General features: G+C 45.4%; 8 protein-coding genes. 2 read left to right on the top strand and 6 right to left on the bottom strand.

Annotated features, from left to right (window positions below; all coding sequences use genetic code 11):
• Positions 1 to 1,054: 1,054 nt before the first annotated feature.
• Positions 1,055 to 4,117 (top strand): DUF6383 domain-containing protein, encoded by a 3,063-nt coding sequence (locus DXD68_RS13405; RefSeq protein WP_122362061.1) that lies wholly within the window; start codon positions 1,055 to 1,057, stop codon positions 4,115 to 4,117.
• A gap of 286 nt (positions 4,118 to 4,403) precedes the next feature.
• Positions 4,404 to 4,649 (top strand): DUF6722 family protein, encoded by a 246-nt coding sequence (locus DXD68_RS13400; protein ID WP_122362060.1) that lies wholly within the window; start codon positions 4,404 to 4,406, stop codon positions 4,647 to 4,649.
• 162 nt (positions 4,650 to 4,811) lie between these two features.
• On the opposite strand, the gene DXD68_RS13395 is transcribed toward DXD68_RS13400, so the two are convergent.
• The 6 genes from DXD68_RS13395 to DXD68_RS13370 form a co-directional block, all read right to left on the bottom strand.
• Entirely contained in the window at positions 4,812 to 5,525 is a 714-nt protein-coding gene (locus DXD68_RS13395) for a hypothetical protein (RefSeq protein WP_122362083.1), read from the bottom strand.
• A gap of 12 nt (positions 5,526 to 5,537) precedes the next feature.
• Complete coding sequence (locus DXD68_RS13390) at positions 5,538 to 10,322, bottom strand: efflux RND transporter permease subunit (RefSeq protein WP_122362059.1); 4,785 nt, start codon at positions 10,320 to 10,322, stop codon at positions 5,538 to 5,540.
• A complete protein-coding gene (locus tag DXD68_RS13385; RefSeq protein ID WP_122362058.1) occupies positions 10,319 to 13,465 on the bottom strand; it encodes an efflux RND transporter permease subunit in 3,147 nt (1,048 codons plus the stop codon). Before DXD68_RS13385 ends, DXD68_RS13390 begins: the two co-directional genes overlap by 4 nt.
• 160 nt (positions 13,466 to 13,625) lie before the next feature.
• Positions 13,626 to 14,687, bottom strand: coding sequence for an efflux RND transporter periplasmic adaptor subunit (locus tag DXD68_RS13380; protein WP_122362057.1), 1,062 nt, complete (start codon positions 14,685 to 14,687; stop codon positions 13,626 to 13,628).
• 6 nt (positions 14,688 to 14,693) lie between these two features.
• Positions 14,694 to 16,190, bottom strand: coding sequence for a TolC family protein (locus tag DXD68_RS13375; protein WP_122362056.1), 1,497 nt, complete (start codon positions 16,188 to 16,190; stop codon positions 14,694 to 14,696).
• Between the two features lie 19 nt (positions 16,191 to 16,209).
• Entirely contained in the window at positions 16,210 to 19,527 is a 3,318-nt protein-coding gene (locus tag DXD68_RS13370; RefSeq protein ID WP_122362055.1) for a xanthan lyase, read from the bottom strand.
• Positions 19,528 to 19,529 lie beyond the last annotated feature (2 nt).

Raw genomic sequence — 19,529 nt, 5'->3', positions numbered from 1 at the left:
TTTGTAAAGGCTAAAAATCACAAATTAAAGTAGGGTCTTTTGAAATGTTAAGACAAGACTTTTGAAATCAAAAGAAGGGACTTTTATCTTCAAAAGAGCTATCTTTTTTTCGGAAAGACTTAAGTCTTTTCTTCAATGGGTAGGCACCCGTTCGTATTGGCTCCGGCACCCATTTGAAATGGCTCCGGCAGCCACTGGTAATGACTCCGGCAGCCACAGATATTGGCTCCGGCAGCTATTAAAAAAGACTTACAATACAAAGTGAAGTGTTGTCGGTGAAACGTGACGTTTCACCACAATCAGCTGTTTAATAGCTCTATACAACACCGGTGACAGGTGAAGGCCATGGTCAAAATTCTCTCTGTAGGTATGAAAAAGCAGAGATACGAATATAGAAAGATATGAACCTGCCTGTTCCATTGTGACGGCGCCTGTAAGGGCGGTTCGCGAACCGCCCCTACCAACGACACTACATTCAAAACTGACAATATTTGAAACAAACAATAAATTCAAAACAGCGTCTAAGTTCCTATGTTTTCTTGAAATAATTATATGATCTCAGTGCGTTAAACAGGGGTGTATGTTGCATAAATCGTGTTGTTTCGTTCTATAATCCTCCTATTTCGGAAAATTAGGAGCGTTTTTTCTTGTTGATTCGGAAAACCTCTTTACCTTTGCAACGAATCCGTAGTGGGCAGCGGCTCACGATAAAGCGGTTTCAAATACATATTGCAAGCATTTTACGAAGATTGTTCTAGTCTTTAAAATCGGCAAAATTTTAATCTAGAGGAATGATGGACATAAAATGCTTGCGCTGATTACGTATAAGTTTTCTACCATTTTATATGGGAGAATTATTTTATATCGTATAAGCGCGAGCTATTGTTCTATTATCTCTAGATGGGCGTTTGCCGATGCCTAAAGACTGATGATAGACAACGCCCGCGCTTTATTTATGCCCGTTCGTAACCAAAGCCGGGGTTGTTCTCCCCTTCGTAAAATTAATTGTTAGACGTTTTTTTACTCTATTTTATAAACAATTAATTTTAAGATTATGAACAAAAAGTTTTCTACTTTATTGACAGCAAGCCTATTGATGGTGGGAGCGTTGTTTAGTAGTGCAAAGGCAGACGCAACCTACATTCCTGTGGGGCCAAAAGCCACAACAATCACTTCAGGTGACATGTATTACATTGTACAGCAGGCAGGTGAGGATGTTGCTCAAACTTCCGACTATCTGATGGGTATGGAAAAAACAGCTGCAGCCACTCCAGCTTTAGCCGGATTGAATATTGCATCTGCAAGTACAACCTTGGCTGAAGCTTTTGAGTTATCATCCGGAGAAATTAGTAACTACTTATGGACGGTGACTGAAGTTAAAGACGCCGGTAAAATCTATTACACATTGAAAAATGTGAAAACACAGAGTTTTCTTGCCGTAGACGGAAGTTTCGCTATGGTTACAGCTGTTGCTGATGCAACTCAGGCTAAAAATAATATTTTCTTTAGCTTCGGAGATGGAACTAAAGCATATAGCGGGAAAACAAGTGAAACTACTTACCTGTTGCCTAAAGGAGGAACGAATAGTGCCAACTCTCTTTTAATAGCTGGAACAAGTGCTATTGCCTTTGGTGATGGATCTAGTAATCATGTAGTTCTCTACTCCGTTAAAACCCAACCCGTTGCGGCAACAGATTTGAATGCTGCATTTGGTGGTGCCGGTTTCTCTTTTGCTCCTGACGGCGTAGAAGTAGAAGACAATATCTTCGATCAGAGTATTAAGGCTTTTGATGTTGAAGCTGATATTGTATTGGAAGCAGGTGTCCGTGCTATTAAAAAAGGTACTTACTTTGCAACCAGCTATCCGGATGAATTGGCTGAAAAATCTGAAATCAAACAAGCGGATGTTGAAGCCGGCTACTTCGATGCATGTACATTTATTGTTGTATCTCCGACAGAGAACTTCAAAACCAGCAAATTACCCCAGTCTAACGGTGAAGGTTTCAAGTTCACTACTGTAAAAGGTGAAGATCTGAATACTTATATTGCAGGTGATAATGTTTCCAGCAAAGAAGAAGTATCTGTATTTAATGCCGCATTCACTGTGACAGAACCTAACGAGTTCGCTTCTGCAGGTAAATACAAAATGGCTTTGACTGCTCGTGTACTGGCAGATCCGAAAGCATCTTCTAATAAAGATCAGAAGCATGCTGCTAAAAACATCCAGGTTATTGCAACCGCTATCCAGGATGTAAACTACATCACAACAAGCAGCGAAGGTTCTCTTTTCAAAGTAGCTTCCAGCAAATTGGTAAAAGCTGTTTCTTTATTGAAAGAAGAAAAAGCTCCGTCTGTATTCAATATCCAGTTTGTAAGCGGTAAGGGAACAAAAGATTCTGAATACAATAAGTATATGGGAGTTGCCATCGCTAGTGGAACTGATTTACAGTTAGTAGCTCAGGGTTCTGCTTTGGCTGCATTGAATACTCCGCAGTATCAGTTTGTAATCTCTGCTATTGACACAAAAACGCAGACTATTACTTTCAAGAATCTTGAAACAGCTGTTACTTTCAAATCGACTTTGTTTGAAACAGAAAATGACGGTGAATATAAGTTGGTTGGTGTTGCTACTGAAGCTTCAACAAATTTAGCAACGATCGAAGTTGCAAAAGACGACAAGAGTGATTACACTGCAAATGTAAGTCTAGAAGGTAAAGTGATCACCCTGAACGCTGTAACAGTTGATCCGTTCGCAGGCTTCGCTGTTAAAGACCAGACTTCTGAAACTGTTATCTTGAAATTTGCTAAGAGTGCTGCTTTGAATGCTGAAAAGCTGTATATCGGTGTAGATGAAAAGACTAAGACTAATACCGCTCTTTTCGATAAAGAATCAAAGGCTATCAAAGTGAAATTCATCCCGGTAGAAGAAGCTGACAAACCTAATGGAACTGCTCAGACTTATTGCTATAATAAGGATGGAAAAGTATACACTGCCAACCAAAAGATGGTAACTTATTATTCTTATTCTGCTCAGATTATCGACGGTGAAGATAATAATAGTTATTTGAAGATCAATTCTTCAGACTTGGAAATAGAACAGAACGTTAGTGACGCTGCTTCAGCTGCTACAAAATTCCTTATCAAAGAAAACAAAGACGGTTCTGTTTCTCTGTTTGTTTCAACAGCATTTGCTAATGCAACAAATGCAAAAGCGGTAAAAAGCGATGACGGTACTGCTATCTCTGTTGACGGTATCGCTTATGCAGTAGAAGATGCCGACGCAATCAAATTGTACCTTGTAGGTGAAGAACTGGGTGTAAGCCTGGAAGCAAAACCTCGTCATGCAGCATTCAAGTCTACAACAGGTGGTTATATCTCATTGAGTGAAAAGAACGAAGGTGTTGTAGCTATCAAGACAGCTGCTGATGCTGATCTGACATTCTGCCTGGATACTGCCGATTCAAAAGCAACTGTTCCTTCATTCTATATCTCTCGCCGCGGTGCTACTCCTGATGCTCAGAGATTGTATATGTTCAATGTGGCTGACTCTGTTGACAATGCTATTTCTGATGCAAAGAAAGCAGAATATCAATGGTATGCAGACATCAACAAAGTGATCTTCAAAGCTGCAACATTAGTTAATTCCGACACATTGTCTACAACCGTAAACGGTAAAGAGGCATTGGTTGCAACCAGTGCAGATCAGAACAAAGGTATTCTGGGTGGTTTGAATAACTTCAAATATCAGATTCTTAAAGTGGCTGATACAGACGACGAATACTATATCCGCAACATGGTTGAAGGTGACTATCTGGTTAGCTACAACGGTTTACTGACACTGGGTGAAAAAGATAAAGCGATCAGGGTTACTATCGAAAAGGGTGAATCACCTGTTGCCAATGATGCAATCAGTGCAGATGCAGTATCGGTAACCGCTGGTAACGGTTTCGTAACAGTTAAGGGTGCTGAAGGCAAGAACGTAGTTATCACTAACGTACTTGGTCAGATAATTGCTAACACAGTTGTTTCTTCTAGCGAAGCTACGATCGCGGTGTCTGCAGGCGTTGTATTCGTAAGCGTAGAAGGCGAAGCTGCTGTAAAAGCAATCGTAAAATAAGAAATTATTTATAATCAATAAATTTAAATTGACTGCGTGGGGGGAACGGTTCACGAACCGCCCCTACCAATTACCCTGCGACAGGCGAACAAGCAGTCGGTATTAATACTAAAGTAATGAAATAAAGTTCTTCTGTTCGATCTCTGTGAAGAGCAAAAACAGGCAAAAAAGCCCGACCGGTTCATTCCGGCCGGGCTTTCAGCATATCAGATATAAATATTTATGAAAGCGATTACTCTCTTTCAATATTATATCCTATCTTTGCCTGTAACAAAATTATTTAACTATGAAGAAGAGACGAAAGACAACGTTTGTATCAGTTTCTTTCAAGAAACAAAGTACAAGTATTGATGTAGCAAAAGAACTTGGTAAATATCTTTTGGATATTTCAAAACTGGTCATCGGAGGAGCTGTTATCACAATAGCATTACAACTTAATGATGACAAATATGGGTTATTGCTTTATTCTATTATATTGACGTTAACCCTTGCTGTAATCGGTTTTATTGTATTAACTTATAAAAAGAAATGATATGAGTCTCGGATTCTTTTTTTACAGTATTATGATGGTAATTGCCATTGGAGTCTTGATTTTTATCAAATCTCCAGCAGGAAAACGTTGGTTAGATAAATACAGTGAATAAATAGTTAGGCACAGATTGCAGTAGTATTCATGCAACCTGTGCCTATTTCCTTATATAAACTTCTCCCTCTTCTGCAAATTCAGTAACCCTATCATCATCCAGACGATCCCTCCTATTAAAAGGAAAATACGATTCTTTACAATCAGTCCTTCCCAGATCACCGGGAGGAAGTTATCGGGCACTTTAAACGGATTCAGCAGGATATTCCAAAAAGAGCGTTCTATGAAATCCATATTACCGGTAATCAGCAGAATAATAGCCAGGATGATCGTCAACACAGCCGTACCGTTCCCGCTATGCGTTATCGTAGAGAACATAAAAGCCAGGTTCCCGAAGAAAACAAGCGGAAACATCAACTGGATAGACATCTCAAACGGATTGACCGGATACAACAGGAATGTAGCCAAATAAGAAAAAGCCACCAATATAAAGAAAATAGCCACATAGATCATCAGCAAACGGACTCCCCATACCTTATATTTATAATCGGGAATACCAAAGAGTATCTCCAGTATCCGGCTGTCTTCATCGTTCTGAATCCCGAATACGGCAGGATAGAAAACCAATAAGACACAAGGAAACATCAACAGGTTATAGATCACTCCGTCATTAATCACCTGCCGGTTCCAAGCTATTTGAAACGAGAAATAGGCAAAGAATACGAATGCCGCCAGCAAAAACCAGATGAATTTGCCGGCAAAGATGATCTTCAGATTGTATTTTACTATCTTGGGCAGTAATAATATAAGTTGTTTTGTTGTCATACGCTTTATCATTCAATTCCTTACTTTATCCATATTCTTTAAGAGGCAGAGGTAAGCATCTTCCAGGTTCGGTTCCACCTGTACTGCTCCTTCGTAAGGAGAATCGACAGAGAGATAACGGACCTGTATCGTATCGCCATCTTGTATATGATGGATCACCATCGCTTTATCCAGTACCTGCTCGAAAGATTCCCGGTCGATATGGAACTGCCAGACTTTGCCGGCTGCCATATCCACCATATCCGTCGGATCACCGAAGTATTTCAGTTCGCCTTTATTGATTACGACCACCTGGCTGCAGGAACTGGATATATCTTCAATGATATGGGTCGAGAAGATCACAATGCGATCCTTACTCAATTCGACCAGCAAATTACGGAAACGAATGCGTTCACGCGGATCGAGACCGGCAGTAGGTTCATCCACCACCAGGATACGGGGCAGATGAAGCAGGATCAAAGCTATCCCGATACGCTGCTTCATACCACCGGAGAAGGAGCCTATCTTATCATCTTTCCGTTCATACATGTGGACGGCTTTCAACACATATTCCAGACGTTCATTCCGCTGCCCGTTATCGGTCAATCCTTTCAGGATAGCCTGGTAATCGAGGAACTCCCAGGACGACATATTCTCGTACGTACCGAATTCCTGCGGCAGGAAACCAATCAGGCTCTGCAATTCCTCCCGATAGACACGGGTATCCAACCCGTTGATCCATATACTGCCGTAACTCTGCTCCAAAATACCGCAGACAATACGCATCAAGGTAGACTTACCGGCCCCGTTAGGTCCCAACAGACCGAACATGCCCGTACGAATCTCGAAAGAGACACCCCGCAACGCCTTGAACGGCTTCCGTTGTTTTCCTATCAACGGGATACTTTTCACCATACGGAACCAGGAACGGCGCAATCCGGCAAACCGTCCTTTTATACGTTCAATATTGATCTCCCGCTCATACAGATACCGGGAAGAGATATAAACAGCCATACAGAACGCCCACAAAAGCCCGAGAACGGAAATCAGCCCCGTATTATCCATCTTCCGGAACAGGATGAACAGAATGACGGGAGGGATACTCCAAAAGATCGCACGGTTTATATATTTCACCCACTTATTCTCTCCGAAACGGAAGAACAGGTATTGCCGTACCTTCCGCCACAGGTAAAGCAGGGTTGCATAGATAGCAAATGACAACAAGAATATCCATAACTTGCTATGAATAAAGAACCAGGTAAAATAGATACCAAAGAGCAGGATACCGAATTGCCATATCACATTCACAAAATCTTTCAGAGAATGATACTCGTTGTTTAGTCCTAGATGCCGGCGAATAAGCAACCCACTGTTCCACTGGCGGCTGATACGTCCGGGCCAGTCATAAATCTTCACCAGGTTACGGACAGAGATATGTATCTCTTCTCCCGGATCGATCACTTTCGATTTAGCCCGCCGCAAGCTGGTCTGTGCAAAATAAGTAACACCCGGAATACCGAAAATCAGAATGACCAGATAAATGGATTGCCACAACATGCCGTTGCCATACAACCAGATACAGGTTACACCCAACACGAACAAAACCAAATGGAGTGCCCACACCTTACGGGACAAACTGCGATACCACTCCAATGTATTTTCCAGCCCCATACAAACGGTAGGGATCAGGATCAATGTCAGCAAAGCGGAGAAAGTCAAACCACCGATAACCGTAATGGCGAACGGGGCACCGATCGCACCGGCATATTCCGAATCTCCCATTGCCAGCGGAAACATAGCCACGATGGTCGTGATCGAAGTGATCAGGATCGGACGGATACGCGACAGGCCTGCCGTCATCAACGCCCTGTTCCGCCTGTACCCTTGCTTACGGAGAATATTGGAATAATCGATCAGAATGATACCGTTATTCACTACCACTCCCAGCAAGATCAGGAATCCTGTCAACGTATTCGCATTCAACAGACTGTTATTGGTCAGCAACAGAGCCAGCAAGGAACCGATGGCTGCCAGCGGAATAGAGAAAAGCAATACAAAAGGTGTTACAAGCGATTCGAAGACAGAAGCCAGTATCATAAAGATCAGAATAAAAGCTGCCAATATCAGGAACTTGAAATCGGCAAACTCATCCTCTTCATGGAAGACCTCTACGGCAACCCCTGCAGGCAGGTTATAATTGGAAACCAGTTGGTCGATATCCGAACGGTATCCTTCCAGCAGGTCTTTCGACGATTCCACATCTTTGGAGAAGTTATAGAAAACTTCGATCTGCTTGTCCTGATTGACACGCATGATACGGGAGCGTCCCCGTCCATAATTGACAGATGCCAGATCCTGCAAGTTATGCAGGCCACCGTTGGCATTCTGTATCTGCACACGGCGCAAGTCGTCGACCGTCTTTTCTTTCCGGGCAGTATCGGTATTTTCCTCTTCTGCCTCTTCCAGCTCCTGCTCTTCTTCGGGGATATCGTTACGGATGATGATATCATAGGTATCCTCTCCTATCTTGAAAGAAGTACCGGAAGAATATTCGGGATTGAGCGCAGCCAACCCGGATGAGATATTGGTACGGGTGATTTCATAAGAAGTCAGCAGGATAGGATCGAAATCCAAATGTATTTCCGGCTGGCGACGGTTATAGGAGACACGCGAATGGCGGATAAACTCCTGTTCGTCCAGATAATAACGGAGATCTTCCGCCACCAATTGCATCACATCGAAATCGGCTCCCTTTATCACGATCCGCTCCCGGTTATCCCCGATCCCCAGCAAACGCATAAAGTTACCCAAACCGGCCATGGCCGATCCGCCACCACCTCCTCCACTGCCGCCTACAGCTTCGTCGACGGAAATCTCAGCTCCCTGTATATTCGACAAAGTACTCTGGATAGACGCTTTCTGTTCAGCCATCTTATCGCCTCCCTTTTTCACAAAATCGTCGGTAAAGGTGAGTGTTAGAACGGCGTTTTTCTCATTGATACGGCTGATCAGTTCTTTCCTGCCGGGGAAACTATCGAGCCGCTCTTCAATCACCCGTACCAGTTTATCCGCATTATCCAGCGTACTGCCTGTCTGCATGGTCACATAGACATTGATGCGGTCGGTATTGACTTCCTTCATTCCCTGCACATTCAATGTGATGGAAAGAATCAGGGTGACAAACAAAAGGATAATCGCACCGAAAATCGTCACGCCCGGATTACGCATACAGGTTTTCAGGAAAACCAGATAAATCTGGACAGGACGCTGGGTGATAGAGACCTTTTGGTAAAAGACATTGTCGGCCGTAGGGGCGGTTCGCGAACCGCCCTTACCATCCCTCCGATTCCCCCTACAGAGCAATACATAGGTCGCCATCGGAATGAAAAGCAAGGCGACAAACAGGGATATCGTCAGGGTAGAGATGATCGACACACCGATATGATGACCGATCAGCTTGATCATAAAGTTATCGGAAAAGACGAACGGCAGGAAGACTGTGACCGTCGTCAACGTTGCCGCCACAATTGAACGCCATACCTCCTTCGTTCCTTGCGTTACAGAACGTTCAGGCGTACAACCGGATGCCGACAGGCGATAGATATTTTCCAGCACGACGACACTATTATCCAGCAGCATGCCGATCGCGAGTGCCATACCGACCAGCGTCAGGCTGTTGATCGTTATCCCGAACGCATAAAAGAAATTGAATGCCGTATACACCGAGATAGGTATCGAAAGAGCGATAAAGAATACCAGCCTCAAGTTCTTCAGGAACAGCCACAGAATCAGTACCGCCAGCAAACCGCCCACCAGGGCGAGGTTGATGATCTGGTTGATATTGTTCTCCATGGTTTCCGCCGTATTCTCCTGCACCACGACCTCCACGTCCAGATAAGCCAACTTCTCGTTCAGCCGGTCGATTGCTTCGATGGCACGGTGAGACAAGTCGATCAGGTTCGCCTGCGAATCGTTCATCAAGGCGACAGAGACGGCATCTTTCCCGTTCACACGACTATAGGAAGTCTCCTCTTTCAGGTCGAAGAAAACGGTAGCAACATCTTTCAACAGCACCGGACCGGGAGCAACCACGATATTCTCCAGATCGGATACTTTCGTATAAAGTGCGTTGACATGGATAAAATACTTGCTGTCCGACTCATTCGCAAAACCGACAAAGGCTTTATCCTGTGTATTTTGTGTCAGCAGGCTACTGATGGAAGACGGTGTAAGGTTGAGGGCTTTGCAGGCTTCCGGATTCAACCGTATCTCGATCGCTTTCTCCCGTCCGCCGTAGATATTTACGGATGCCACCCCGTCGACATTCTCCAGATCGGTACGAATCTCTTTATCCACGATATTCCTCACCCGGTCGATGCCTCCCGAACCGCGTACCTGCAGAACCATGAAGTTGTTCGCCAATTGGCTGATATCCACCTTCTGCAACTGCACCGTAAAACCTTCGGGGAAAGTAGCAGCCAGCTCATTCACCTTCTCCTGCAAACGAAGGGAAGTGATCTTGAAGTTCACCGTATTCTTAAAATCGACCTGTATGGAAGACTGGCGACTGTCGACGTTCGATTCTATCTTATTCACACCACCGATCGAACTGATCGCCCCTTCCAGCGGGATGATTACTTCCGACTCCACATACGAAGGATCCATATCCTGCTGTGAGGATACCTGGACAAACAGGGTCGGCAGTTCCGCGTTGGGCAATAACTCTACCGGCAGTTGTTTATACGACACGTAACCGAGCATGGTCAGTGCTATAAACAACATGCAGATCGTTATTCTTCTATGTAGTAAAAAGTTCATGCTCTTCTATTCATTAAGCCCGTTTTCACCTTCTCCAAAATATAATATACACATGGAATGACCATCAAACTCATTAAAGTAGACGTCAGCAACCCGCCGATCACGGCTATTGCCATCGGCGAACGGAGCGAAGCCCCTTCACCGAAACTGAACGTCATCGGGAACAATGCCAGGATAGTGGTCAGCGTTGTCATGATGATCGGCCGGATACGTTGCTGGCCTGCTTCGACAATCGCATCGGTCAGGTCGCGATCCGTCTTCAGCTGGTTGATACGGTCCACCAGGATGATCGAGTTGTTCACGGCAATACCGACCAGCATCACGACACCGATCACACCCATCATATTGATCGTTGTCCCTGTCAGGAAAAACAGCAGGATAGCACCGACTACCGCCAAGGGAATGGTTAACAGGATCGTGAACGGATGCAAGAGCGATTCGAACTGCGATGCCAGCACCATATAAACCAGGATAACCGACAAGGCAAGGGCGAACAGCAGGCTGTTCATCGACTCCTGTCGTTTTTCCTCTTCTCCCGTTACGGTGATGGAATAATTGTTAGGCAATTCAATATCCTTGACCGACCGGCGGATCTCTTCCGCCAGCTTATCGAGCGATTTACCTGTATCCATATTCGCCATCACTTTACTGATGCGGTTCTGGTTGCGCCGGTAGATCTCTTTCGGAGCCTGCGATTCTTCCAGGGTCGCTATCTCACGCAGACGGAATTGCTGCTCGCCATTCCTGATGACCAGGTCGCCCAAGGCACCGAGAGGGATATCAGGTACTTTAATAATGATATCGCGCATCTCTCCGCGGTATTCCATCTTTCCCGCCTCCTTCCCACCCAGCTGCTGTTTCAACTGTTCGATTACAGTCGATACGCTCAGGTTATTGATACCTGCCATCGTCCGGTCGATGGAGACGGTGATCTCAGGGGCACCGTCTTCGATAGACGATAGGATATTATAAAGGCCGGAAACATCCTGCATCCGGTTCTTCACTTCTTCTGTAATAGCGGCTATCTCGTCCAGCTCCTCTCCTCTCACCTCGACAACGATAGGGGCTCCTTCGCTGCCCAGCAACGAACTCAGTGAGTTTTCTTCCTGCTTGATAGTCAGCTCCAGTCCGTCCGGATTCTCCGCCGTACGTACCAGCTGTTCGATCACCGCTTCCGGTGATACCGGACAGGCGGGAGAAAGGATCACTTTCATCATTGCCGTATTCTCGCCTTCGAAAATAGCATTTTCCGAACCGCTTCCTTCACCTATATGGCTGTAAACGGTCGACAGGCTATCTCCCGTAATGGCATAAAGCAGCTGTTCCAGATTGTCGACAGCCGAGGCAGTACGTTCCAGCCGCGTTCCTTCCGGCATTTTCACCAGGACGGTAAACGCCTTGCTTTCCGTCCGCGGCATAAACTCCGTCCCAATAAACGGCAACAGGAAAACCGTTACGACCATCAGCCCGACAGCCGCTCCGATAACCAGCCAGCGATGACTGATCAGCTTGCGCAAGAGGCGACTATATCCTGTCATCTGAAGGCCTTTCGATGAGGCTGCCACAGTCGGAAGAGCAGCCCCTTCCGTAAGGGCGGTTCGCGAACCGCCCTTACCGACCAACCGATCATACAACATCGGTATCACCAATATCGCCACAAACAGCGACGATACCAGCGAGAACGTCACCGTCCATGCCTGGTCCTTGAACAATTCGCCCGAAGCCCCGTGCAGATAGACGATCGGCAGGAACACCACGATCGTAGTCAGCGTCGAAGCGATCACCGCCCCCGCCACCTCGGAAGTTCCTGTAATGGTCGCTTCCCTCACAGGTACGCCTCTCTCCTGGTTCCGGAAGATGCTTTCGATAACCACAATGGCATTATCCACCAACATCCCGGCTCCCAGTGCCAATCCTCCGAGCGTCATTATATTCAGCGTAAGTCCGTTGAAGAACATCAGATTGAAAGTCGCCACGATCGAGATCGGAATAGCCATACTGACAATCAATGTAGTTCCGAACCGGCGAAGGAAAACAAACAGGATGATGACAGCCAGGATAATACCCAGGACTGCACTCTCCTTCACCTCTCCGATCGCATTCTTGATAAACGTCCCCTGATTGGTTATCACCTTAAAATGATATCCGGGCAACGCCTGTTCGATAACAGCCAGCTGACGGGATACGCCATCCACCACCTTGACCGTATTATAACGCATTTCCTTATAGATGGAAAGCCCGATACTCCGTTGTCCGTTGATGCGGACGATATTATCGGGACGCGCATTCTCAAATTGAACGGTAGCGACTTCCCGCAGGAAAAGCGGAGCCTTGTCTGCCGCAGCATCCGTCCCTGTATTCTGAGAGGCATTTGCTGCCGTCTCCTGCTTCGTCACAGGCTTATAGCCGACGATCAGATTTTCAAAATCAGCCTCCGAGCCGAACAGACTGGAGCTTTTTACCAAATACTGCAACCCCAGCTCGCTGACACGGCCGCCGGATATACTTTGGTTGTTCGCCTCGATACGGGAGGCAATATCTTCTATCTTCAATCCGAAAGCATCCAGTTTATACGGATCGGTCTGTATGATCAGGGTATTTTCCTCCTGACCGGACAAAGTAACTTCAGCAACGCCTTCCAACCGGATCAGTTCGTTCCGGATATAACTCTCAGCCACTTTCCGCAGCTCCGCCATATCTGTTATCGTCTGATGGGACAAACCGATCAGGATAACCGGCGACTGGTTGGGATCGTGTTGCGTGATCTTCAGCTCGGTAATATCTTTATTCTGGGAAAACGGATTCATCGCTTTCTGCAAATCGAGGAAAGCCTCATCCATGTCTTTCGTCCAGGTATATTCCACGGTGATACGGGCCGAACCGGCCTTGACTACCGACGAAACCTGTGTCACATCGCTTTGCCGGATCGCCATCGACTCCATATTTTTGACGAACTGCTTCTCTATCTCTTCCGGCGGACGTTCGCCGGCTTTCAGCTCGATAAACAGCCGGGGATTATTCAGGTCGGGCAGCAGGTCCACACTCAACTGATCGTACGATATCTTTCCCAGCAACAGAATTGCCAGTACGACCATACAGATTGTGACCGGATTGCTTACTGCAAATTTGACAATGTTCTTCATATATTCATTATTTATCAAAAGTGAGCCATTTCAAAAGTTGACAGTTGACAAGTGACAGTTGACAGTTATGTCGGCTTCCAGCCGATTTATTTACCGAACGCGAAGCCCAACTGTCACTTGTCAACTGTCATCTGTCAACTGAAAAATGTTTCACATTTTTCTATTTTTGTACCTTCACTTTGCTATTCTCCTTCAATGTCTCGAAGCCTTTGACAACAAGATTGTCGTTTTCCTTTAATCCTTCCAGTACTTCGATATTATCTTCATCTTCCAATCCGGTCTTGATATTCCGCAGAATGGCCGTGTTCTTGTCTACAATGAACACATATTTGCGGCGACGGTTGGATTGTACGACATCTTTCGGTATGATAATGGCACTATCGGCACGGTCTACCACAATATCCGCCTTGACAAACATACCCGGACGCAGTTTCATGCCACTGTTCTGGATCAATATCTTCCCTTTGAAGGTACGGGTTTCCGTGCTGATAGCCGGAGACAGCTCACTGATCACGGCTTTCAACGTATCTTCCGGCAACGTGTAATGTGTGATAAACACCGGCTGATCGGCTTTCACATAGCTGATAGCACTCTCCGGCAGATTGACATCCATATACATCCGAGCATAATCCATCAACCCGACCATCGGTTTTCCCTGCTCTACCCTTACATCTGTCGTATAATGAGGCAGATTGACGATAACCCCGTCGAAAGGCGCTTTCACATTCATCTTCTCCAGGTTGAGTTTGGCATTCTCCAGGTCATAGCGGGCATTGGTCACCTTCACTTCGGTGTTACGCATTTCACTCAGTGTCACACCGCCTTTTTCATAAAGAGCCTTTTGTTTCGTCTGTTCCTGCTCGGCTATCTCCAGACTCAGTTCTTTCGCATCTATGGCGATACCATTTTCATATTCCTTATCTTCCAGACGGATGATCAACTGTCCTTTTGCAACCAGGTCACCCAACTTAAACGGTTTTCCCGTCTTGGGATTCACCTGCAATTTATACAAACCGCTCATCTCTGAATTGAGATCGACACCATAAGTTGGCTGTGCCGTTCCGGTCGTGTTGATCAGTTTGCTGATAGAACCTTTTTTCAACTCCTTCACGGATACCGGCGTGGCGATATCGCTGGGAGCATTTTGCGGCTGGTTGTTACAACCGGTTGTTATTACGGCAAGTAATAAAAGAGATACAAGGGTATGATTATATTGTTTCATGGCTGATTATTTTTCTGATATTAAGTCTTTCATCGGAACGATCGGAGTATTCTGCTCGAAATCGTACAAAGAGAGTATTTTAAGATTCAATAATTCAATCTTATAATTGATAAGCGCCTGGGTATAAGAAATCTTCTTATTCGACAGCTGTGTCTGGAACTGGCTCATTTCCATACCGGTCAGATCGCCTTCCCGGTAACGGGTCAGGTTCAGGTCGTACGTCAACTGGGCATTCGTCACGTTCTGTTCAGCTATTTTTATCTGCGTACGAAGATTTTCCAGGTTACGCCATACCTGGCGGATATTCAGTTCGATATCCACCTTGTCTTCGTGGAAGTCGAGTTTATTGATATTCTGCGCTACTTTCTGCGCACGAATACGGGCTTTCTTTTCTCCCCAGTCAAAGATAGGTACCGTAAAGCTGATAGCTACCCGCGGATTCTGCGTCGGGTTCTCATAGATCTTATCAAAACGTTTATTATCGCCGATCAGACCAAAAGAGACGGATATATCTCCTTTAAACTCATTCAATGCTTTTGTCTTGATCATATCAAAACCGAGTTCGTCGCTCTCGATTTCCCGCTGGCGAAGTTCCAGGCGCGATTGCAGACCGTGGGAGATTGCCTGTTGCAGGTTGACATCGATCGGTCTGACCTCTATCTCTGCAAAGACCATCAGGTCCTCATCCAAACTCATTCCCAAAGTTTGTTTCAACTTATCCTTGGCATTTTCAAGGGATACCTGCTGTTCTTCGACTGAAGACCGGGCAGTAGCCAGGTTCAGCTCCGCCTGGAACAGTTCATCTTTGGCTGCCAGGTCTGCCTCTACCTTATTTTTGATGATATCATAGCTTTGCTGGGCATTTACCAACTCTTCGCGGGTAATAGCCAGCTGGCTCTGAGCCATATACACATTATAGAACTGATTCGTGATATCTTTTTCCGTATTCAGGCGCTGCAAGGCATAACTGATATTGGCATTCTCATAATCGTATTCTATCTGCTTCAGTTCCATCTTCCGCTTGTTATAAGTGAAGATCGGTTGGGACAGTTGCAGATACAGATTATTATTGAACGCCTTATTACTATTCTTATCACCGTCGATATTGGAGTTATTATCCTGCCAGCCGAACGTATTGATCAAAGAAATCTCTCCATCCGTCCATAAGATAGGCTGGTCGACCCGGAAAGTTCCGCTTGATGTAAATGACTCATTGGTATACCATTGTGACAAACGATTATCAAAACGGCGGTTCTTCTCATATCCCACCGGATTCAGGTTCAGGGAAAACTTGGATTTGAGGGAAGCCCGCTGAGCCACCAGCGTCTCCTGATACCGTTCCAGGTTCATATGCGAACGGCGCAAAGTAGGACTGTTCTCTTCCGCAATATCCAACGCTTTCTCGATGGTCAGCGACAACTGCCCGTGAGATGCCAACGGCACTCCCAACAGGACCAGGACCGTAAGAACCATCTTTTTCATCCATAATAACTCTCTTTGCATATAAGTAGACTTTTAATGATTAACGTTTTACCAGTTTGACGGCATCCGCCGTTACACTTCTTAATTTGCATTCGTTTGACAGGACAATGTAAGCAGTATCGGCTACAAAATAATAGACGCCCAACTGTTCCCATCCCTCATTCGCTTTGCGGAGGTCGATATAAGCATCCTCCGTTTCTTCTCCCTGTCTTACCTTGAAACGGTACTCACCCTGGGCACGGTCGTTATACCGCATTTCGTTGTTCTTGCTGACATAATAATAAGCATCATACTGTCCTTCGGCAGGTACAGGGATCTTCCAGGTTGCTGTCTGGCTGCCGTTACCGCTTTTTATCACATAAGCCGAACGGATGTATTTTCCGTAATAATTAGCATTCGTCGTAGCCGTCCATTGCAAGGGCGGACGCCAGTCGGAGACACCGGAATACTTAAACGAGGTATCTTCCACCTTATCCAGCCATTTAGGCAGCATACCTACCACATCCGGTTCGGACAAGACAAACAAAGTCGTATCTTCATTATCGACAATAATCTCCCCTCCGATATCCTGCGAAGAAGCTGAAACAATGAAATCACCTTCCGTATCTATAGTCTGCCTCCTCTCCTGTTTGATATTCCCTACAGGCTGATTGATCACACTCGGCAGATTGCCGGATATCAAGGTATTGACAGCGACATCACGCGGAGCCTCTTCCCATACGGACACCAACTCTTTCGTCTGATGGGCCGCCAAAGGGATCTTCCGGCTGGTTCGCGGATCGATGTTATTCTGATCACGCCTGCCCACTCCTTGTATATCTATATGAACAATTCCGTCGTGATCAGAATTATTGCTGACCTGCATTCTGAGGACAAAGACCTCCTGTCCCCGATTCGTAATCCGTGTCACATCGGGCCGTCCCAGACTATAATAAGGCAAAGGTGTCGGATGCAACCACTCCGACAATCCCGAACGGATATCCGTATGGCTGATATTCCCTAATGTATCCAACAGACTCTCAAACTGGATATTCCGAAATGTATTCTGTTCCAGCAAGGCATATACGGAATCTCTGAATGCGTTCACCCCGATACTGATCTCCGGATCGGCAAACAGTCGGTAGATCTTCAGGCTGACGATATTTTCCAGTAAATCACGGTATTCCACATTAGCCAAAAGTTCCTTAAATCCCTGCTTTTCCATCAGCAAGCTTGCCTTTTCATTGTTACTGATACCGTTTATATCCCGTTCCCAACCATAGTTATCCGATTTCTTCTGCAGGTAAAGTTCGATGGCTGTATTAGCAACCGGCCAATCGGGAGAAAAGATATTATACCGGTAGTTATATAACTGGGGAAACAGGAAATAGGGATTTGACTGCGAAGAAATATTGTAATTACCGCGTCCAGCAGAAGAGAAATTATAGTTTCCCTCGGAGCGCTGGAAAATCCAGAAGAAATTATTCAATGCACGTATTTTCGCCTCTTCTTCCGTAATCTCACGTCCTCCCCTCTTCGACCATTTCATCTGGTTACGCCAGGCTTTATCCACATCGAGTTGTCCGAATACACATCCCTTTTCCGGGAAAAGGACCATCTCGGGCTGAACAGTTTCCTGGGCTTGCGACCAGGCACGGGTATAGGTAGAGAATTGTACCGGTACTTCGATCACAGAGAAACGGTTGAACGGATAACTCAACCGATAGGTACGCTCCAGGTTCTCCCGCATATTACGGACAAAACTCGGTATCGTATCGAGGATAGAATCGAATGTAGCCGTATAGTAATCATTCCCTTCGATATGCCAAATACTATATAATGTACTGTCCGACTCCAGACTTTGTTGTTTATATTTCCCCACGATCAGGGAAATAGCCTGTACCGGATATTCAGGAGCAAACGAATAAGACCCGTCTTCCTCCTTTACCCCTTCCCCCTGTGAAAGCGGGGTCAATCCCGGAAGCGGCTTCACCTGCAAACCGAATTTACTGAAATAAGTCTGTTGCCAGTCCGGACTTACATTGCTGTAAGCCGTTCCCGGACGTGGATACCAATAGGTTTCCGGAGTGAACAACAAGTAATCTTCCGTTTGAAATACATATTGCTTATCTATATTGAACAGGAAATCCCTGTATTCTTTCTGTAAAACCTCTGCCGGAATATCCAGGTAACAGAATTTACTATCGATCTTCCCTCCGTATTTAACGGAAAAAGTGACCGTGTCACCCGGGATGATCTCCTGACCGAAATCAACCAATAGGATCTGATTATCCCTTTTAAAATCGAGGTTGTTCCCTCCCCTCTTTATCTCCTGCACCTGTAAACCCGGATTCAGGCAGAAAGTAAATACCGTAGCCGGTTCCAATGCCAACCCCTTCATCGTTACTTCCGAAACGAATGTTTCCGGTTGTTGCTCCAGTGAAATATCATATTGCTCGATGATCATTTTAGGCGTATGCACATATTTATTATTGATTTCCGTATACAACGCCCGCGTTTCTCCTTGTCCCAAAATAGAATGAACATGTTTGTATCCCGCCGCGCCACTTATCGACAACATACAGAGTGATAGGAATAACCACGGATAATTGCTGCGCGACGAATTAGGCAACCGCCGGAACAGAAAGATCGTAAAGAATATAAAAGCCAGTCCGGCAAAAAAATAGATAGCCCGGTGATTCAATACAGTTTCCCAATTCGTAAAACCGACGATAGTCGACTTTACCAACGGCAGGCTATAGGCCATATAATCGAACAGGTAATAGAACTTATCGCTGATATAAAACAAGGTCAGTCCGATATATCCCAATAAGATAATAAAGGTAAGCGCCTGGTTCTTTAACACCAGCATCAGGAAAATAGACAGGCCGATAATAAAAACCAGTGTCGGGATACTTATCAGGAAGAAATACAGAAGATACGCTCCCCAATCTACCGCCATCCCCGAAGTAATCAGATTAAAAATCAAAGCCATCCCCATCACAATCAGGTTCAGTATCAGGAATACCCGCAGGTTTCCCCAAATCTTCCCGATCACATACTCGGCATTACTCAACGGACGGACATAAAAGACCTCCGAAGTATCCAGCTTCTTATCCCTTTTCAAAAACTCCGAAGCAAGAAAGATACAAATCACCGCCTGGCCGGTATTGAGCAGTAACAGATTGAGATAAGGCAAATTGGAAGGGAGTGCTTTCAGCATCCACATACCTCCGCCGTTATCCGCCACGAGCATGCCGAAGTCAAAGAATCCGAGTATCAGTATCGCCAGCACCGTAAATACTTTAAAGAACCAACTTCGGATCAATATTTTGCTTTCGTACTTCGCTACCGATTGTATATTGTTGATAAACGACATAA

Source organism: Parabacteroides sp. TM07-1AC (assembly GCF_003480915.1).
In the GTDB taxonomy this organism is placed as follows: Bacteria; Bacteroidota; Bacteroidia; order Bacteroidales; family Tannerellaceae; genus Parabacteroides; species Parabacteroides chongii.
This window is presented reverse-complemented; position numbering and strand designations above follow the sequence as displayed.